Consider the following 19,865-nt stretch of genomic DNA (forward strand, 5'->3'; position numbering starts at 1 on the left):
TTTGTATGTAAAGATATGTTTCATTAATTTAATTGAAAACAAAAACAAACAATAATCTATCATTTTAAACATTATTTTAACTTCATTTTTTGGCTATTTTATAGCAGGTAATTCCTTGATTAAAATCAATATCGATTTTTCATCTACTCATAGAACCACTAAATAGTGATTTGTGCTAATCATCACAAATCAGGAAAACTCATCAAGCATGTGCCGCAGATACCGCCAACCGGTTAGCGCGCTAACCACCGCGCAGATTGCCAGCGTGATACCCAACGATTCCCCCCACCCCACAAATGCCAGCCCCAAGCCGATAATCAAATAATAGGCCAGGCCAAAAAGCGCGCCGGCGCTACCACGACATTCGGCGTAGTCGCTAAGCGCCGTCCCCAACACCACGGGGATCGCCATGGCATATGCCGCCGCCACCCCCATCATCGGCAGTAAAAAGAACAATGAATGCGTTAACAGGCCGACGCCTGCGCTGGAGAGCAGTAACAGCAGACCGGCACAGATAAAAATGTGCCGCTGAGCGGCTCCACGTCGTAGCAACAGATGATTCCCCTGCGCGCCGGCTAACGCCCCTGCCGCCAGCGCCATACCGCTATAGCCAAAAGCCTGCGCATCCAGTCCCTGCCGGGCAAAAAGGAAAGGTCCCTGGCTGTAATAGCTGAACAAACCGATATTCAATGCCGCAACTAACACTACCGCTAAACGGATTTTCGCATCCGCCAGCATGCGCAGCATTAACGGCCAGAGCGTCTGATCCCCTGTTCGCGGCGGCCGGGTTTCCGGCATTACCACTGCGCACAGCAGCAATAATGCCGCCGCCAGCAGCGCCAACGCCCCGAAGACGCCATACATTCCCCACTCCCCCGCCAGCACGCCGCCAAGATAAACGCCAATGGCCGGGCTGATAGCCAGCGCCATGCCGACGAAGGAAAAGATGGCCGCCAACTTCCGGCCATCAAACGCATCGCGCAATACCGTTTGCCCAACCACCGACCCGATAGCCGCGCCGAAAGCCGCTACGATGCGAGCCGCCAGCAGCACGCTAAAATTTGGCGCCGCCAGCGCCAGCATACAGCCTGCGGTATACACCGCCAGACCGAGCAATAACGCCGGCCGCCGTCCACGCCGGTCGCTGAACCAGCCCCAGAACAGCACGCCGATGGCAAAGCCGATGAAATAGACCGCCAGCGTCTGCGCCGCATCGGCGGCGCTAACGGAAAAATGTGCGCTGATATCAGTCAGCGCCGGGCTATAGATGGTTTCCGCGATTTGCGGAAACATGAGTAGTGCGGTAACCAGCGCCATCGCCGAACGACCTAACATATCCACCTCCCTTATCAGAGGCGCCATTGTAGGGAGCGGCATAATCGGCGATTATAAATATAATGACTTTTAACATCGAGAATCAGACATCATGGCATGGCTCAGCGCGGATGCATCCTTTGACCCTGATACGCTCAATACGCCGCTGATTGGCGTGCAAGCGACCCTTAACGGCGATCATGACGATGGTCTGCATCATCATCAAATGGGGCAGATGCTATTTACCCGTCAGGGTTGTATCCGGCTGACGTTAAACGATGGCGCGCTATTGTGTATGTTGCCGCCAACCCGCGCGGCGTGGATCCCCGCAGGCGTCACCCACCGCGCCGAAATGCAGCACATCGTTGATTACCGTTCGGTGTGGTTCGCCACTACCTCATACCCGCAGCTGCCCCGTCAGCCTGCGATTCTCAACGTTACGCCGCTGCTGCGCGAGTTGCTCGAACGCATTAGCGCCAGCCCGTGGGATACCGACTGGCGACAGAGCCCGGCCCGGCATCTGGCGGCGCTCTGCGTGGCGGAAATCGGCGCGGCAAAACAGGAACCGATGATGCTAACGCTGCCGCAGGATAAACGCCTGCGTCATCTCAACGGCAATGCGCAACCACCGCTACTTCAGCAACTGGCTGCGCAATGCGGCGCCGGAGAAAAGACCATCAGCCGCCTGTTTCAGCGCGAAACCGGCATGTCATATCAACAATGGCGCCAACAGTGGCGGCTAATGAAAGCTGTAGAATTGCTGTCTTGCGGCCAGCGCATCACGGATGTCGCCCAGGCGCTGGAGTTTGCCAGCGATAGCGCCTTTATCTACTTCTTCCGTACCCAGACCGGCAAAACGCCGGGACAATACTTCACCAGGTAAATACTCTGTTTTCGGCCAAAATGTTAACTCCAACACGCGAAGCGGCCGATATTCGGCTAAGGTTTTCTGATGGCCGTTCGCAGTGGCGCGAAGTCAGCAAAACGCAAAATGGAGAATTATCGATGACGAGATCGGTTCTACGTCGCCCGGAAACCCTGACATACCTCATTCAACTGGCGCTGGGAGGCGCAATGTTAAGCCTGGCGACATTTGCCGTTCAGGCTGATGAAAACCCCGCCCCGGTGCCGCAATCGCCTGATGAACTTTTAGGCCCGCTATTTAACGACGTGCAAAGCGCGAAACTCTTCGCTGACCAAAAAACCTTCGCCGATGCGGTACCGAACAGCGATCCGCTAATGATCCTTGCCGACTATCGGATGCAAAAAAGCCAGGCCAGCTTCGATCTGCGCCATTTCGTCGAGATCAACTTCACCCTGCCGCGTGATAACGATCAATACGTGCCGCCGAAAGGGCAAACATTGCGTCAACACATCGATGGGCTATGGCCGGTATTAACCCGCAGCACCGTCGAGGTAGAAAAATGGGATTCGCTGCTGCCGCTGCCGAAACCTTATGTGGTGCCCGGTGGACGCTTCCGCGAAGTCTATTACTGGGACAGCTATTTCACCATGCTGGGTCTCGCCGAAAGCGGGCACTGGGATAAAGTGGAAGACATGGTGGCCAACTTCGCCGCCGAAATAGACCGTTGGGGCCATATTCCAAACGGCAACCGCAGCTACTACCTGAGTCGTTCGCAGCCGCCGTTCTTCTCCTTTATGGTTGAGCTGCTGGCCAGCCACGATGGCGATCGGGCGCTAAAGACCTGGCTGCCGCAGATGGAAAAAGAGTATCGCTACTGGATGGAAGGCGCCGAGGCGCTGACGCCCGGCAACGCCAATAAACGCGTGGTGCGTCTGGAAGATGGCGCGCTGCTTAACCGCTACTGGGATGATAACGATACGCCTCGCCCGGAATCGTGGCTGGACGATGTTACCACCGCCAAAAACAATCCTAACCGCCCGGCCACCGAAATCTATCGCGACCTACGTTCCGCCGCGGCCTCTGGATGGGACTTCAGTTCTCGCTGGATGGATAATCCGCAGCAATTGGGGACTATCCGCACCACCAGCATCATTCCGGTCGATCTCAATGCGCTGATGTTCCACATGGAGAAAACCATCGCCCGCGCCAGTAAGGCCGCTGGCGACAGCGCCAAAGCCGGGCAGTACGATGCGTTAGCGAACGCCCGCCAGAAAGCGCTGGAAAAATATCTGTGGAACGATAAAGAAGGCTGGTATGCCGATTACGATCTGAAGAGCCATAAAGTCCGGAATCAGCTGACCGCCGCGGCGCTGTTCCCGCTGTACGTCAAAGCGGCCTCCAGCGAACGCGCCGCGAAAGTCGCCGCGGCGGCGGAAAGCCGCCTGCTGAAGCCCGGCGGACTCACCACCACCACGGTCAATAGCGGCCAGCAATGGGACGCGCCAAACGGCTGGGCCCCGCTGCAGTGGGTAGCGGTGGAAGGTCTGCAGAACTACGGTCAGAAAAAAGTGGCTATGGAGGTCACCTGGCGCTTCCTCAGCAACGTACAGCACACCTATGACAGCAAGCAGAAGCTGGTAGAGAAATATGACGTGAGTTCAACGGGTACCGGCGGCGGCGGCGGAGAGTATCCCCTGCAGGACGGCTTTGGCTGGACCAATGGCGTGACGTTGAAAATGCTCGACCTGGTTTGCCCGCAGGAAAAACCATGTGATGCCCTGCCGGCGACCCGTCCGACGCCGGCAGAAAGCGCTGCCGGTAAGCAGCCAGCCGCGAACGATGCCGTGGCGGCTGCGGAGAAAAAAGCCCAATAATCCCCTGCGCGCGGCGGTATCTTCGCCGCGCTATTACCATCGACATCACCCCATCATCCGCTCGACAGCCAGCAAAATGTCTTCTTGCTCTGAGGAGGACTATTTTGCTTGATCATGCAAAAGCAAACGATAATAATTCGCATTATTTTTAACGAAAAAGCATTTCGTTTATTTCCGCGGCGGCGCACAGGAGTGCCAGACCGCGCTATTCAGGATTATGGCATGATCTCCTCTGTTGACTTCAAACGCTCCGCGCTGGTATGCGCCCTCGCGGCCGCCTTCCCTCTCGCCGCGCAGGCGGAAGATACTCTAATCGTTACCGCAAAGCCTGACGACTCCGCCAGCGCGCAGACTCAAGGCTATAGCGCCAAAACGTCAACCGGCGCCACGAAAACCGATCAGCCGTTGATAACTACCGCCCAGTCGGTATCGGTGATCACCCGCCAGCAAATCGCCGATCAGGGCGCCAATACCGTAAGCCAGGCGCTACAGTATACGCCGGGGGTTTATTCCAGTTTTGGCGGCGGCGCGACGCGCTTTGATACTATCTCGCTGCGCGGCTACCACGGCGGCGATGTCGATAACCTGTTCCTTGACGGCATGCGCCTGATGAGCGACGGCGGCAGCCATAACGTACTGCAGATTGACCCATGGTTTATTGAGCGCGTCGACGTCATCCGCGGCCCCTCTTCCGCCCTTTACGGCCAGAGTGTGCCGGGCGGGGTGGTCAATTTGACCTCCAAACGGCCGCAGTTCAGCCAGCAGGGTCACTTCCGCCTGACCGGTGGTACGCAAAATACTAAGGGCGCGGCTTTTGACTATACCAACGCTATCAATGACCAGTGGGCCTGGCGGCTCATCGGCATGACCCGCAGCAGCGATACGCAGTATGACCATACCCGCGAAGAGCGCTACGCGATTTCGCCTTCCTTGCTGTGGCAACCGGATAGCGATACTTCGCTGCTGTTGCGCGCCTACCTGCAAAAAGATCCCTCCGGAGGCTACCACGGCTCTCTGCCGCTGGATGGCACCCGTTACGCGCACAACGGCCGTAAACTTTCACCCAGCACTAATGAAGGCGATCCGGGTGATGGCTACCAGCGCCGCGAACAGATCTACAGCTACGAGTTCAATCACCAGTTTAGCGATGTCTGGTCGGCCTACTCCGCGGGCAGCTATACCCATACGAATGTCTCGCTGGATCAGGTTTATCAGGTTGGCTGGGTAGGTGACAGCGACATGCTTTCCCGCGGCTACAGCGGTTCCCGCGGGTCGCTGGACGCCTGGTCAACCGATAACCGCCTGCGCGCCGATTTCGCCACCGGTGAACTGGCGCATACGCTGATCCTCGGCGCTGAGTATCATCGCTTCCGCAACGATTTGTGGACCGGCGCTGGCGGCGCGGCGCCGCTCAATCCGTTTACCGGCTATACGCCGCAAACCGGGCATACCATCACCTACAGCGATAATAATAATCGCCGTTATTACCAGACCGGGCTTTATCTGCAGGATGAAATGGTGTGGAACCGCTGGCATCTTGATGTTTCCGGGCGCTACGACCGCATCGTTTCACAGCAGGTAAGCGACACCTCAGGCACGTCAAACCGCCGCTCCGACGATCACATCAGCGGCCGCGCCTCGCTGCTGTACGCGCTCGATAACGGTCTTTCGCCCTACTTAAGCTACAGCCAGGCGATTACCCCGGCGATGCTGCCGGGCGCCGACGGCACGTTATTAAAACCCACCACCGCCGAACAGGTGGAAGCCGGCCTGAAATTCCAGCCGCCGGGCAGCAGCGATTTGTATAGCATCGCGATTTACGACTTGATGCAAAAGGATGTCGCCACCCGCGATCCGAACATCGCCACCGCCACCTATATTCCAGCCGGAAAAGTGCATTCGCAGGGCGTAGAGCTGGAAGCGCATAATCAAATTACACCGCAATTGAGCACTATTGCCTCTTATACCTGGAATCGCCTGCGCTTCCAGGACACGAAAGACGGCACCGATAGTAATACGCCGCAGCTGTCGCCAGATCAGATGGCCTCGTTCTGGGCGCGCTATCAATTGCCGGCGGGCATTACCCTTGGCGCGGGCGTGCGCTATATCGGTAAGCAGTGGGCCGATGACGCCAATACCGAACGTTTACCTTCGGTCACCCTGATAGATGCGATGGCGCGCGCCGACCTCGGAGCGTGGTCGACAGCGATGAAAGGCGCCTACATTCAGGTTAACGCGAATAATATCGGCGATCGTGAATATCTTTCCGGCTGCTACGGCACCGGCAACTGTTACTGGGGGGCTGAACGCAGCGTCACGGCTACCTTAGGTTACGATTTCTGACAACGTTGCCTCCGGGAACATCCCGGAGGCAACGCAAGGTGAGGAATTACATCGCGTCCAGCGCTTTCTGCAGTTTCCAGATATAGCGCGGCGCCTGTGGGGCTGGATGCTTTTTCGCCACGTGTTCAAAGAACTCATCGGCATCGAGATCGTTAATCTCGTCGATGGCGTCCTGGCGATTCGACGAGAAGGTGCGCAGCAGCGCGCCCGCGCCGTTGGCATAAGAGACCACGACCGCATAGCGCATCACCTGCGGGTCCTTAATTCCCGCCAGCGGGCCGTTTTCCAGAATGCTCAGGTAAGCGGCGCCCATCGAGATATTGCGTTCCGGATTCTTCAGCTCGCTTACCGAAGGCTGGCCACGCCAGCCCATCCGTTGATAGACATCGCGCCCGGAGGTCGACGGCTTCAACTGCATCAGCCCTACCGCGCCGGATTTACTGACCACCGAGGGATTACCGCCGGACTCAATCGCGATGATCGCCGTTATCAGCTGCGGGTCTACTCCCCACGCGGCGCCGGCTTTTTCGCTAATCGGCATCCACTGCATCGACCGCTTCACCGGGACTTCCGGGTTCCACGGCGGATTGGTGTAATCGTGCTTTGAGCTACAACCGGCCAACAATACAAATAAAAAAACAAACCATCTCAATTTCACACATCTATCCTTATTGGCTGAAGTTTGCCGCACGGAGATGACAATAAACGTTCCAGGCGGCATGATAACCCTTTCATTCTTTGCAAGGAATTGCCATGTCTCAGTTTTATCTGGTCGCCCCTTCCGGTTACTGTATCAATCAACAGGCTGCGGCCCTTGGCGTGGCCCGTCTGCAGGAGGCCGGCCATCAGGTACTGAACCAACAGGCGATCTCCCGTCGACAGCAGCGTTTCGCCGGCAGCGACAGCGAACGCCTGGCCGATATTAACCAACTTGCGGCCCTTAAGGGAAAAAACCGCATCGTGCTGGCGGTGCGCGGCGGCTATGGCGCCACCCGGTTACTATCGCATATCGACTGGCAGGCCTTGTCCGCGCGCCAGCGTCAGGATCCGCTGCTTATCTGCGGCCACAGTGATTTCACCGCCATCCAGATGGGACTGTTGGCTAAAGCCAACGCTATCAGCTTCAGCGGGCCGATGTTAGCGGGCAATTTCGGCGCAGAAACCCTGAATGCGTTTACTGAACATCACTTCTGGCAGGCGCTGCGCGAACCGGAGTTTACCCTCGAATGGCAAAGCGATGGCCCGGCCTGCCGCGCCGAAGGCACCCTGTGGGGCGGCAATCTGGCGATGGTCACGTCGCTCATCGGCACGCCGTGGCTACCGCAGATTGATGGCGGTATTCTGGTGCTTGAGGATATCAACGAACACCCGTTCCGCGTGGAGCGTATGCTGCTACAATTGCTCAACAGCGGGATCCTTGCCCGCCAACGGGCCATTGTGCTCGGCAGCTTTACCGGGGCGCAGCCCAACGACTATGACGACGGTTACGATCTACCCACCGTCTACGCGTGGCTACGTCAGCAACTCGCCATCCCGCTGCTGACCGGACTCGAATTCGGTCATGAACAGCGCACCGTGACTTTGCCTCTCGGCGCACAGGCACGGCTGGTCAACAACGCCTCTGTCGCAACGTTAACGATAAGCGGCCATCCGGTGCTGACGGAATAAAAATTCCTCTCCGCGAGTATCCTGAAAACGCGCGGATTGTTAAAATGGTGTAATTTTCACCCCTTCACGCTGACAAGGAGTACGTGAACATTGGACGCCGCTGCGGTCATTAGTCTGTTTATCCTGGGTTCTGTTTTAGTAACCTGCAGTATTTTATTGAGTTCTTTCTCCTCGCGCCTCGGCATCCCGATTCTGGTTATCTTCCTCGCCATCGGTATGCTGGCAGGCGTTGACGGTATCGGCGGCATTCCTTTCGATAACTATCCTTTCGCCTATATGGTGAGTAACCTCGCGCTGGCGGTGATCCTGCTGGACGGCGGGATGCGCACCCAGGCCAGTTCGTTTCGCGTCGCGCTCTGGCCCGCGCTGTCGCTGGCGACGGTCGGCGTGCTGATAACCTCCGCCCTCACCGGGATGATGGCGGCATGGCTGTTCAAGCTCGATTTAATCGAAGGGCTACTAATTGGCGCCATCGTCGGCTCCACCGATGCGGCGGCGGTGTTCTCGCTGCTCGGCGGTAAAGGGCTTAACGAGCGCGTCGGCTCGACCCTCGAAATTGAATCCGGCAGCAACGACCCGATGGCGGTGTTCCTCACCATTACCCTGATTGAAATGATCCAGCAGCATGAAGCCGGACTGAGCTGGATGTTTGTGGTGCATATCATTCAACAGTTTGGCCTGGGCATCGCTATTGGTCTCGGCGGCGGTTATCTGCTGCTGCAGATGATTAATCGCATCGTCCTGCCTACCGGGCTCTATCCCCTGCTGGCGCTAAGCGGCGGGATCATGATTTTCGCCGTCACCACCTCCCTGAATGGGAGCGGTATCCTCGCGGTCTATCTCTGCGGTTTCCTGCTCGGTAATAAACCTATTCGCAACCGCCACGGCATTCTGCAAAACTTTGACGGCCTGGCGTGGCTGGCGCAAATCGCCATGTTCCTCGTCCTCGGCCTGCTGGTGACGCCGTCCGACCTGTGGCCGATCGCGATTCCGGCGCTACTGCTGTCTATGTGGATGATCTTCATCGCGCGTCCGCTGTCGGTATTCGCCGGCCTGCTGCCGTTCCGCGGTTTTAATCTGCGCGAGCGGGTGTTTATCAGCTGGGTCGGATTGCGCGGCGCGGTGCCGATTATCCTCGCCGTTTTCCCGATGATGGCCGGGCTTGAGAACGCGCGGCTGTTCTTTAACGTCGCCTTCTTCGTGGTGCTGATTTCACTGCTATTACAGGGAACCTCACTGTCCTGGGCGGCGAAAAAAGCGAAGGTCGTGGTACCGCCGGTCGGCTGGCCTATCTCTCGCGTCGGTTTGGATATCCATCCGGAAAATCCGTGGGAGCAATTTGTGTACCAGCTGGGTGATGATAAATGGTGCGTTGGCGCAGCGTTGCGCGATCTCCACATGCCGCCGGAGACGCGTATCGCCGCACTCTTCCGCGACAACGTACTGCTGCATCCTACCGGCAGCACGCGGCTGATGGATGGCGATATTCTTTGTGTTATCGGCCGCGAGCGCGATCTGCCGGCGCTGGGTAAAATGTTCAGCCAGTCGCCGCCGGTCTCGCTCGATCAGCGGTTCTTTGGCGACTTCATCCTTGATGCGGAAGCTAAATTCGCCGATGTGGCGCAGATTTATGGCCTCGACGGCGGTGAAGAGTTTCGCGAGCATCAGCAGTCGCTGGGCGATGTGATTCAGCAGCTGTTGGGCGCCGCGCCGGTCGTCGGCGATCAGGTGGAGTTTGCCGGTATGGTGTGGACGGTCGCCGAAAAAGAGGACGACCACGTACTGAAGGTGGGTGTGCGGGTCGCGGAAGATGAGGCGGAGTGATCCGCCTCACACAAAGTTACACTGTCACTACCGGCACACGCGGCGCCAGGGCGCACATTAATTCATAACCGACGGTGCCGCTGGCCGCAGCGACATCGTCAATCTTAATCTCCTGTCCCCATAACTCGACCGGCGCGCCAATACCCGCATGCGGGCAAGGTGTCAGATCTACCGCCAACATATCCATCGAAACACGCCCGACGGTGGTGGTGCGTACGCCGTCGACCAGCACCGGCGTGCCGCTCGGGGCGACGCGCGGATAGCCGTCGGCATAACCGCAGGCGACAATGCCGATGCGCTGCTCGCCGGATGCCTGATACAGCCCACCATAGCCCACCCGTTCGCCGCTTTTCAGCGTCTGTACGGCAATCACTTCACTGCTGAGGGTCATCGCCGCTTTCAGGCCGCTATTGGCAATATCCCGCCACTGACCCGACGGCGATGCGCCATACAGCACAATTCCCGGACGCACCCAATCAAAGTGCGCTTCCGGATGCCACAGCGTTGCCGCTGAGTTCGACAACGAACGCGGGCAGTCCAGCCCCTCCGCCGCCTGCTCGATACGGCGCATGGGCTCCACGATGCCCTCCGGGTTTTCCGCATCAGCGAAATGCGACATCAGCGTCATTTCACCGACGTTGGCGAGCGAACGCAGCTGTTGCCAGACGGTATGCACTCGCTCGGGCATAAAGCCCAGCCTATTCATACCGCTATTCACTTTAAGATAGATATCCAGCGGCGCATGCAGTTTAGCCTGCTGCAGGGCTTTAATTTGCCAGTTGCTGTGTACGCTGGTGGTCAGACGATACTTATCAAGCAGCGCCAGTTCATCGGCGTGAAAGAACCCTTCCAGCAGTAGAATCGGTCCTTTCCAGCCCTTTTCCCGCAGCAAGATTGCCTCTTCGAGATTGAGCAATGCGTATCCATCTGCGGCGTTCAGCGCCTGCCACATCCGCGCCAGGCCGTGGCCATAGGCATTCGCCTTCACCACCGCCCAAACTCGCGCCCCAGGGGCGGCGCGGCGAACAATCTGTAAATTCTGACGTAAAGCCGACAGATCAATGCTGGCTTTTACCGGACGAGACATGGAGGCTCCTTAGTTATGCACGCCGTGCAGATGCTGAGCGCGAGCCGGCGTAAAGCCCGGGCTGTAACGCGCCACGGCCAGATCATCATAAGGGATCGCCGGCGTACGCCCGGAGATCAGGTCGCTCAGAAGCTGCCCGGACCCGCAGGCCATGGTCCAGCCCAGCGTACCGTGCCCGGTGTTCAGCCACAGGTTTTTGTACGGCGTACGGCCAACCACCGGCGTACCATCCGGCGTCATCGGCCGCAGGCCGGTCCAGAAGGTCGCCTGCTCAACGTAGCCGCCGCGCGGGAACAGATCGCGAACCACCATCTCCAGCGTCTCGCGGCGCGGCTTCAGCAGCTCTTTATTAAAGCCGACAATTTCCGCCATCCCGCCAACGCGAATACGCTTATCGAAACGGGTAATCGCGATTTTGTAAGTCTCATCAAGGATAGTCGATACCGGCGCGCCGCTCTCTTCGGCAATCGAAATAGTCAACGAGTAGCCTTTCAGCGGATAGACCGGGATATCCACCAGCCCTTTGAGCATCGCGGTGGAGTAAGAACCAAACGCCATCACGTAGGCGTCGCCCTTAATAATTTCCTCGCCGCATTTCACACCGGCGATTTGATCGCCTTCGTAAAGCAGCGCATCGACGGAGGTATTAAAGCGGAAAATCACCCCTGCCGCCTCGGCCATCGCCGCCAGACGGGTGGTGAAGAGTTGGCAATCGCCGGTTTCATCGTTTGGCAGGCGCAGGCCGCCGGTCAGTTTATGACTGACTTCCGCCAGCGCCGGTTCAACTTCCAGCAGGCGGTTGGCTTCCAGCAGTTGATACGGCACGCCGGCCTCTTCCAGCACGGCGATATCGCGAGTGGCGTTCTCATACTGTTTTTCGGTGCGGAAAAGCTGCAGGGTGCCCCCCTGGCGGCCTTCATACTGGATACCGGTGGTTTCACGCAGCGCTTTCAGGCAATCGCGGCTATATTCCGCCAGGCGCACCATACGCCCTTTGTTTTCCATATAGTGGCGGGTATCGCAGTTACGCAGCATCTGCCACATCCACTTGAGCTGGAACTGCGTGCCGTCAAGGCCAATCGCCAATGGCGCATGGCGCTGGAACATCCATTTAATCGCCTTCAGCGGCACGCCCGGCGCCGCCCACGGCGCCGCGTAGCCGGGAGAGATCTGCCCGGCGTTGGCGGCGCTGGTTTCTTCAGCGGGCCCTGGCTGACGGTCGATAACCGTCACCTCATGTCCCGCCTGGCTTAAATACCAGGCGCTCGCTACCCCAACCACCCCACTTCCCAGTATGACGACTCGCATAGCCACTCCGTAATAGTTAAAGAACAATCATCTAATTACAAATTGATAACCCAGATGAAAATATTATTCAACATACGCTTTATTTATGGTGACTTATCTCACACCAAACCGCACCAGCACTGACACCAGAGATTTACGATCTCGTGCTGCGCTTTATTTTTCCTCAGCATAAAATGCTAAGTAAATGTTAAATCTAGGCCTTTAGGATTGCGAAATCGCGAAGAAAAGAAATTACCCGCAGACGCAGTTTGTTATGGCGTGTTCTATGCTTGATAAGAGGTTCTCCACAAAGAGAGAACCACCAACAACGAGGGCGCGCTAATGGCTACGATTGATTCCATGAACAGGGACACCACCCGGTTAAGCGATGGACCCGACTGGACTTTTGAATTGCTGGAAACCTATCTCGCCGAGGTCGATCGGGTGGCGAAACTGTATCGTCTCGATACCTATCCGCATCAAATCGAGGTGATCACCTCCGAACAGATGATGGACGCCTATTCCAGCGTCGGGATGCCGATCAATTATCCGCACTGGTCGTTCGGCAAAAAATTTATCGAAACCGAGCAGGCGTATAAACACGGCCAGCAAGGTCTGGCCTATGAGATAGTCATTAACTCCAACCCTTGTATCGCTTATTTAATGGAGGAGAACACGATTACCATGCAGGCGCTGGTGATGGCGCACGCCTGTTATGGGCATAACTCCTTCTTTAAAAACAACTATCTGTTCCGCAGTTGGACCGATGCCAGCTCAATCATCGACTACCTTATATTCGCGCGTAAATACATTACCGAATGTGAAGAGCGCTACGGCGTCGATGAAGTCGAAAAATTGCTCGACTCCTGCCATGCGCTGATGAACTACGGCGTCGACCGCTACAAACGTCCGCAGAAAATTTCGCTGCAGGAGGAGAAGGCACGGCAGAAAAGCCGAGAAGAGTATCTGCAAAGCCAGGTGAACATGCTGTGGCGCACCCTGCCAAAACGGGAAGAGGAAAAAGCCATCGAGGCAAGCCGCCGCTATCCTTCCGAACCGCAGGAGAACCTGCTGTACTTTATGGAGAAGAACGCGCCGCTGCTTGAGTCGTGGCAGCGCGAGATCCTGCGTATCGTTCGTAAGGTCAGCCAGTATTTTTATCCGCAGAAACAGACTCAGGTTATGAACGAGGGTTGGGCGACATTCTGGCACTACACTATCCTCAATCATCTGTATGACGAAGGAAAAGTGACTGAGCGCTTTATGCTGGAGTTTCTGCACAGCCACACCAACGTGGTGTTCCAGCCGCCCTACAACAGCCCGTGGTACAGCGGGATCAACCCCTACGCGCTGGGTTTCGCCATGTTCCAGGATATTAAGCGTATCTGCCAGTCGCCTACGGAAGAGGATCGCTACTGGTTCCCGGATATCGCCGGCTCCGATTGGCTGGAGACGCTGCATTTCGCCATGCGCGATTTTAAAGATGAGAGCTTTATCAGCCAGTTCTTGTCGCCGAAGGTGATGCGCGATTTCCGCTTATTCACGGTACTCGATGACGACCACAACAATTACCTGGAAATTTCCGCCATTCATAATGAGGAAGGTTATCGGGAAATTCGTTCTAAGCTGTCGGCGCAGTACAACCTCAGCAACCTCGAGCCGAATATTCAGGTCTGGAACGTTGACCTGCGCGGCGATCGTTCGCTGACGCTGCGCTATGTGCCGCATAACCGCGTGCCGCTGGATAAGAGCCGCCGCGAAGTGCTCAAACACGTTCACCGCCTGTGGGGCTTTGACGTGATCCTTGAACAACAGAATGCCGATGGCAGCGTTGAGCTTTTAGATCGCACGCCGCCGCGGCAGAACGCGCTGTAAGGCTGAAAAAAATGCCCGGATTATCCGGGCATTTTTATATTATGGGCCGTGCTTAGCGCATATTGATGGCTAAATCGCCGGGCAGCGTTTTTTGCATCCGGTGCCAGATCTCGCCGCTGTTGTGGCCATAGGCACGGACGATTTCGTACACTTTATCGTGCTGACTCTCTTCACACACTTTCGCCAACTGGTGATAGAAGCCCAGCGCCAGGCTCCGCGCTTCCGGGTTAGCAAAATAGTGACGGCCGATGCGGGTATATAGCCCCTTCATGCCGTTGAGGATCAGACCGTAGATCGGGTTGCCGGAGGCAAACGCCAGACCACGGAAGATGTTGTAGTCCAGTTCGGCGAAAGCATCGGCATGATCTTCAACTTCACGCGCGGTAGCCAGTACCTCCAGCGCTTTGTCCGGGTGCTGGCGGAAGGCGGTACGAATAAAAATCGTTGAGATATTGGTACGCACCGACAGCAAGTTATCAATCAGCTGCGGCACGCTATCGTGGTCGAGGCGCGCCAGCGTCTCAAGGATATTCAGTCCGGAGGTTTCCCAGAAGTTGTTCACTTTCGTCGGTTTACCGTGCTGGATAGTCAACCAGCCATCACGGGCCAGACGTTGCAACACTTCGCGCAGAGTGGTTCGGGTCACACCAATCAGTTCAGAAAGTTCACGTTCAGCAGGGAGAATGGATCCAGGCGGGAAACGGTTATTCCAGATACTTTCAATGATGTACTCTTCCGCGAAACCCGCAGGGCTTTGCGCCTTAATGACCATAGTAAGATTTCCATTACACAGCGTTGCAATTTGCACTCATCATACCAGAGCAGCCATACGCCAGATAGCATCTGAAAGTAATTAAAAGGGGATCGCCGTTTCATTTTCAGCTTTTGCTTAACGCCTTCCATTACCTGTAATGCGCCGCGAAGAAAGTTGCTTCCCTTTTTGCTCAACTGGTAATCTTGCAATAGTTACGCATAAAATCATATTGTTTGACGGAAGGACCTCTGTCGTGGAAATGTCTTATGGCCGCGCCCTGTGGCGCAATTTTCTTGGCCAGTCGCCAGACTGGTACAAGCTTCTCCTGATTATCTTCCTGGTGGTTAACCCGCTGGCGTTTTATCTTCAACCGTTTGTTGCCGGTTGGCTGTTAGTGGTGGAGTTTATCTTTACCCTGGCGATGGCGCTCAAATGCTACCCTCTTCTACCAGGCGGCCTGCTGGCGATAGAAGCGGTGGTGATCGGTATGACCAGCCCCGAACATATTCGCGAAGAAATAGCCAATAATCTCGAAGTCCTGCTGCTGCTGATGTTTATGGTGGCCGGGATCTATTTCATGAAGCAGCTCTTGCTGTTTATTTTTACCCGCCTTTTGCTGGGGATCCGCAGCAAGATGCTGCTGTCGCTGGCCTTCTGCGTTGCCGCCGCTTTTCTCTCCGCCTTCCTCGACGCGCTCACCGTCGTGGCGGTAGTCATTAGCGTGGCGGTCGGTTTCTATGGTATCTATCATCGCGTCGCCTCCGCGCGCCCTGATGATAACGACATGCTTGATGACAGCCATATCGATCAGCATTACCGCGACGTGCTCGAACAGTTCCGCAGCTTTTTACGCAGCCTGATGATGCACGCCGGCGTCGGTACCGCGCTCGGCGGCGTGATGACCATGGTCGGCGAGCCGCAGAACCTGATTATCGCCAAAGCCGCCGGCTGGCACTTCGGCGAATTTTTCATTCGCATGTCGCCGGTCACGCTGCCAGTACTGGCATGCGGCCTGTTGACCTGCCTGCTGCTGGAAAAATTCCGCCTGTTTGGCTACGGCGAGCCGCTGCCAGTCCCGGTACGCAAAGTCCTGCAGGATTTCGACGACCGTAGTCGCCAAAGCCGCAGCCGCCAGGATCGGATGCGCCTTATCGCTCAAGGGATCATCGGCGTGTGGCTGATTACCGCCCTCGCCCTGCATCTGGCGGAAGTTGGCCTGATTGGCCTCTCTGTCATTGTGCTGGCAACCACCTTCTCCGGTGTGACCGACGAACACGCCATCGGTAAAGCCTTTACCGAAGCGCTGCCATTTACCGCTCTGCTGACGGTCTTTTTTGCCATTGTGGCGGTGATTATCGATCAGCATCTGTTTGCCCCGGTGATTGAGTTCGTCCTGCAGGCTTCACCGCACGCTCAGCTATCGCTGTTCTATCTGTTTAACGGCCTGCTGTCGTCAATCTCCGATAACGTCTTTGTCGGTACGGTGTATATCAACGAAGCAAAAGCGGCGCTGGAACATGGCGTTATCAGCCTGCAGCAGTTTGAAATGCTGGCGGTCGCCATTAACACTGGTACCAACCTGCCTTCCGTCGCCACTCCCAACGGCCAGGCCGCGTTTCTGTTCCTGTTGACCTCGGCGCTGGCGCCGCTGATCCGCCTCTCTTATGGCAGAATGGTGTGGATGGCGCTGCCTTATACCATCGTGCTAACGCTGGTCGGCCTGCTGTGCGTCGAAACCCTGTTAATGCCGGCCACCCAGTGGATGCTCAGCCACGGCTGGTTGACCACGCCGATACTGCCGTAATTGCCCGGCCCGTTACCCGGGTTCGCCCGGGTAACGAATATTCATTTACGTAATATTTTCCGACTAGCGGATGGCGTCGCGGTAGTTTTCGTTTACACTGCCATGATTTAGCATGTTCCAGGGAAATGATTATGTTGCAATACTTAAACCAGTGCTCAAGGGGACGCGGCGCCTGGCTCTTGATGGCGTTAACCGCTTTTATACTTGAATTAGTGGCGCTGTGGTTCCAGCACGTGATGCTGCTGCAGCCCTGCGTGTTGTGTATTTATGAACGCTGCGCCCTGTTTGGCATCATGGGCGCCGGTCTGGTGGGCGCTATCGCGCCGAAAACCCCGCTGCGCTACGTCGCGCTGCTGATCTGGCTGTACAGCGCCCTGCGCGGTCTGCAGCTAGCATGGGAGCACACCATGATTCAGCTGCATCCTTCCCCGTTCCAGACCTGCGATTTCGCTGCGCGTTTCCCGACGTGGCTGCCGCTGGATAAATGGTTGCCGCAGGTATTCGTCGCCACCGGCGACTGTTCCGTGCGCCAGTGGGAATTCCTGACGCTGGAAATGCCGCAGTGGCTGGTAGGCATCTTTGCCGCTTATCTGGTTATCGGACTGCTGGTGTTGATCGCTCAGCCATTTAAAGCTAAAAAACGCGATCTTTTCGGCCGTTAAGTGACCCGGCCAAATGGTAAACGCTCCTCCGGGGGCGTTTTTTTATGCCTGTAAGTTGACGACGCCCCCTTAAAGTTGCATATTAAATACATCTTATTTGCATCCACTAAGGAGCTCACCATGTCTCATCTGCGAATCCCAGCTAACTGGAAAGTTAAACGCTCCACTCCGTTCTTCACTAAAGAAAATGTTCCGGCGGCTCTGCTCACCCATCACAATACTGCCGCTAACGTTTTCGGCCAGCTGTGCGTTATGGAAGGAACGGTAACCTACTACGGTTTTCATGACGAGCAGGCTACCGAGCCGGAGGTGAAAGTCGTCATTAACGCCGGGCAGTTCGCCACCAGCCCGCCGCAATATTGGCATCGTATCGAGCTCAGCGATGATGCCCAGTTCAACATTAACTTCTGGGTTGAAGATGAAGCCCACGGCGAAGACGGCCTGTTCCACGCAAAGAAAAGCTAATCCCCTGATGCGCAAGCGGTTGATCATCGACATCCGGATGTTTAAAGTCGTTACCCGAAAGGCTCGTCTTTCTTGAGTCTGAAAAGGGATAAGTCACCATGAGCATAGTCTGGTATATGACGCTAATCTGCATTGTCGTGGCGTATTTAATGATGAGTTTCCTGCCCATCTGATCGCCGCAAGCAGCCATCGCGCCGGGGAGACCTGGCAGCTCGTCAACGCCCCCTCAGCCCGGCCATCGCGCCGGGTCTATTTTTATCTACATCTGCTTTACAAATATTCCTAAAGTTCCCCGCCCCCGCGCCGATGATGAAATGCCAAACGCACCTGGTGATGATGACTTAAATGTGGGGTTTCCGATGAGTAGAAACGGCTGGCGTTCTCTTAGTGTTGTTATTTTTCCATGCGCTTTATTGTGGGCAGGAATTATCTGGCTGGCATTGAGAATGATGGGATATTAATGCGAATAAAGAACCGGGCCGCGCAGGCAGGGAATGCCCGGTTCAGTGTTTTGACGCGTTTACTGCGCCCAGTCTGGTTTGTTTAAAATATGGTCCTGCCAGTCGACGACGGTAGACTCTTTAACCGCAATATGGCGCACGGAAATACGTTCGCCGTGCATCGCCACTTTTGAGCCGGTCAGCAGCGGATGCCAGTGCGGCAGCGCTTTACCTTCCGCCAGCAGGCGATAGGCGCAGGTGTGAGGCAGCCATTCGAAGGTCGGCAGATTATCACGCGTGAGTTTGATGCAGTCCGGTTCGTACTCGAAGCGACGCTCGTAGTTACGGCACTGGCAGGTTTTAATGTTGAGCTGACGGCAGGCGACGTTGGTGAAGTAAATCTCGTCGGTATCTTCATCCATTAGCTTATGCAGGCAGCACTGTCCGCAGCCGTCGCACAGTGATTCCCACTCCGCGTCGGTCATTTCATCCAGTGTTTTTTGTTGCCAGAAAGGTTGTTCGCTCATTGGGATGTCCGTCATTACAATTCAGGGTGCACCTTATAACCAGTCTGGCACGACGATGCAAGTTTTGCCGCCCCAAAAGGCGGCAAGCGGACGTTACAGCACGCGGGTGGATAACGTCAAACCATTGAAGCCGACTTCCAACTCATCTCCGCTGGCGAGCGGCCCGACCCCGTCCGGAGTCCCGGTCAGAATGATATCGCCCGCTTTCAGCGTAAAGAAGCGCGACATATAGGCAATCAGCGGTACGATCTTATGAATCATATCGGCGGTCGTCCCCTGCTGGCGAACTTCACCATTAATCTTCAGGCTTAGCGGCGTATTTTGCGGATCGCCGCTGAACTCGGCAGCAGGGATAAAACCAGAGATCGGACAAGCGTTATCGAACCCCTTGGCTTTCTCCCACGGTTGCCCGGCCTTTTTCATCTTGCCCTGAATATCACGCAGGGTGAGATCCAACGCCACGCCATAACCGGCAATCGCCTTACGCACGTGATCTTCGCTGGCCTGGCGCAGCGTACTGCCGATCAGCACCGCCAGTTCAACCTCATGGTGCACCGATCCCAATCCTTCAGGCAGTACCAACGGCTGGCGGATATCACATAGCGCCGTTTCAGGTTTAATAAACAGCACCGGTTCCTCCGGCATCGCGCTGCCCATTTCCTTAATATGTTTTGCGTAATTACTGCCAACGCAAACCACTTTGCTCACTGGATAATCCAGTAACTCACCCTGCCAGTTATGATGTTGGTACATTATTTTCCCTCAATGGGTTAATCGGATTTATTCCCCTGTTCCGCGAGGTGTTTCTTAAGTAAATTCTCAGGAGGGGGAGGAAGTTGAAGGTAATAGCCCTGATCGACGAGCGCTTGTTTTACTTTCTCGAGATCAGCGTTAGCCAGCATCTTGCGCCCGTCGAGCGGCAACAGCATGGTCATCTGCGGGGTGCCGAAGCTTGCCATTAGTTCCGGCGGGACGCGCGAGAAATCGTCCTTTTTTTCGACATATAAATAGGTTTGTTCACGTTTAGTACTTCGATAGATCACACAAAACATAGATTTACTCGGAATTAGACCCGT

At 56.1% G+C, this 19,865-nt stretch carries 17 protein-coding genes; 9 read left to right on the forward strand and 8 right to left on the reverse strand.

All coding sequences use genetic code 11. The annotated features are described in order from the left end of the window. Positions 1–189 precede the first annotated feature (189 nt). Positions 190–1,335, reverse strand: a complete 1,146-nt coding sequence (locus ACSEMK_RS13365; protein WP_430914539.1) for an MFS transporter — start codon at positions 1,333–1,335, stop codon at positions 190–192. Positions 1,336–1,426: 91 nt separating this feature from the next. On the opposite strand from ACSEMK_RS13365, the gene ACSEMK_RS13370 reads away from it, so the two are divergent. The 3 genes from ACSEMK_RS13370 (at position 1,427) to ACSEMK_RS13380 (ending at position 6,396) form a co-directional block, all read left to right on the forward strand. After that, positions 1,427–2,197 carry an AraC family transcriptional regulator gene (locus tag ACSEMK_RS13370; RefSeq protein WP_087860636.1) on the forward strand — a complete coding sequence of 257 codons (771 nt, stop codon included), beginning with the start codon at positions 1,427–1,429 and terminating at the stop codon, positions 2,195–2,197. Positions 2,198–2,319: 122 nt separating this feature from the next. Then, complete coding sequence (locus ACSEMK_RS13375; protein WP_430914540.1) at positions 2,320–4,053, forward strand: alpha,alpha-trehalase; 1,734 nt, start codon at positions 2,320–2,322, stop codon at positions 4,051–4,053. 222 nt (positions 4,054–4,275) lie between these two features. Next, entirely contained in the window at positions 4,276–6,396 is a 2,121-nt protein-coding gene (locus ACSEMK_RS13380; protein WP_316424136.1) for a TonB-dependent siderophore receptor, read from the forward strand. A gap of 46 nt (positions 6,397–6,442) precedes the next feature. On the opposite strand, the gene emtA is transcribed toward ACSEMK_RS13380, so the two are convergent. After that, positions 6,443–7,054, reverse strand: a complete 612-nt coding sequence (gene emtA, locus ACSEMK_RS13385) for a membrane-bound lytic murein transglycosylase EmtA (RefSeq protein ID WP_015366071.1) — start codon at positions 7,052–7,054, stop codon at positions 6,443–6,445. A gap of 95 nt (positions 7,055–7,149) precedes the next feature. Here emtA and ldcA point away from each other — a divergent pair, with 95 nt between their 5' ends. Beyond that, on the forward strand, positions 7,150–8,064 hold the full coding sequence (ldcA, locus tag ACSEMK_RS13390; RefSeq protein ID WP_213316889.1) for a muramoyltetrapeptide carboxypeptidase: 915 nt from the start codon (positions 7,150–7,152) through the stop codon (positions 8,062–8,064). Between the two features lie 90 nt (positions 8,065–8,154). Further along, positions 8,155–9,888, forward strand: coding sequence for a potassium/proton antiporter (locus ACSEMK_RS13395; protein WP_015366069.1), 1,734 nt, complete (start codon positions 8,155–8,157; stop codon positions 9,886–9,888). Between the two features lie 16 nt (positions 9,889–9,904). On the opposite strand, the gene dadX is transcribed toward ACSEMK_RS13395, so the two are convergent. Further along, positions 9,905–10,975, reverse strand: coding sequence for a catabolic alanine racemase DadX (gene dadX, locus ACSEMK_RS13400; protein ID WP_213316888.1), 1,071 nt, complete (start codon positions 10,973–10,975; stop codon positions 9,905–9,907). Between the two features lie 9 nt (positions 10,976–10,984). Further along, positions 10,985–12,283, reverse strand: a complete 1,299-nt coding sequence (locus ACSEMK_RS13405) for a D-amino acid dehydrogenase (RefSeq protein ID WP_430914541.1) — start codon at positions 12,281–12,283, stop codon at positions 10,985–10,987. Between the two features lie 321 nt (positions 12,284–12,604). Between ACSEMK_RS13405 and ACSEMK_RS13410 the strand changes: the two genes are divergently transcribed. Next, positions 12,605–14,137 (forward strand): SpoVR family protein, encoded by a 1,533-nt coding sequence (locus ACSEMK_RS13410; RefSeq protein ID WP_015705842.1) that lies wholly within the window; start codon positions 12,605–12,607, stop codon positions 14,135–14,137. Between the two features lie 52 nt (positions 14,138–14,189). On the opposite strand, the gene fadR is transcribed toward ACSEMK_RS13410, so the two are convergent. Next, on the reverse strand, positions 14,190–14,909 hold the full coding sequence (gene fadR / locus ACSEMK_RS13415; protein WP_045390428.1) for a fatty acid metabolism transcriptional regulator FadR: 720 nt from the start codon (positions 14,907–14,909) through the stop codon (positions 14,190–14,192). A gap of 235 nt (positions 14,910–15,144) precedes the next feature. Here fadR and nhaB point away from each other — a divergent pair, with 235 nt between their 5' ends. From nhaB to ACSEMK_RS13430, 3 genes are all read left to right on the forward strand, one after another. Continuing rightward, positions 15,145–16,695: a sodium/proton antiporter NhaB gene (gene nhaB / locus ACSEMK_RS13420; protein WP_087860628.1), complete on the forward strand. Its 1,551-nt coding sequence runs from the start codon at positions 15,145–15,147 to the stop codon at positions 16,693–16,695. A 131-nt stretch (positions 16,696–16,826) separates the two neighbouring features. After that, on the forward strand, positions 16,827–17,357 hold the full coding sequence (gene dsbB / locus ACSEMK_RS13425; RefSeq protein ID WP_015705844.1) for a disulfide bond formation protein DsbB: 531 nt from the start codon (positions 16,827–16,829) through the stop codon (positions 17,355–17,357). Positions 17,358–17,477: 120 nt separating this feature from the next. Further along, entirely contained in the window at positions 17,478–17,822 is a 345-nt protein-coding gene (locus tag ACSEMK_RS13430) for a DUF1971 domain-containing protein (protein WP_087860627.1), read from the forward strand. 520 nt (positions 17,823–18,342) lie between these two features. Here ACSEMK_RS13430 and ACSEMK_RS13435 read toward each other — a convergent pair. The 3 genes from ACSEMK_RS13435 to ACSEMK_RS13445 form a co-directional block, all read right to left on the reverse strand. Beyond that, positions 18,343–18,789 carry a YcgN family cysteine cluster protein gene (locus ACSEMK_RS13435; RefSeq protein ID WP_015366058.1) on the reverse strand — a complete coding sequence of 149 codons (447 nt, stop codon included), beginning with the start codon at positions 18,787–18,789 and terminating at the stop codon, positions 18,343–18,345. A gap of 93 nt (positions 18,790–18,882) precedes the next feature. After that, on the reverse strand, positions 18,883–19,542 hold the full coding sequence (locus tag ACSEMK_RS13440) for a fumarylacetoacetate hydrolase family protein (RefSeq protein WP_087860576.1): 660 nt from the start codon (positions 19,540–19,542) through the stop codon (positions 18,883–18,885). A gap of 17 nt (positions 19,543–19,559) precedes the next feature. Then, positions 19,560–19,841 carry a YcgL domain-containing protein gene (locus tag ACSEMK_RS13445; protein WP_430914586.1) on the reverse strand — a complete coding sequence of 94 codons (282 nt, stop codon included), beginning with the start codon at positions 19,839–19,841 and terminating at the stop codon, positions 19,560–19,562. Positions 19,842–19,865: the final 24 nt, after the last annotated feature.

This window comes from Klebsiella sp. K-3, assembly GCF_051207495.1.
GTDB classification, from domain to species: domain Bacteria; phylum Pseudomonadota; class Gammaproteobacteria; order Enterobacterales; family Enterobacteriaceae; genus Klebsiella; species Klebsiella aerogenes.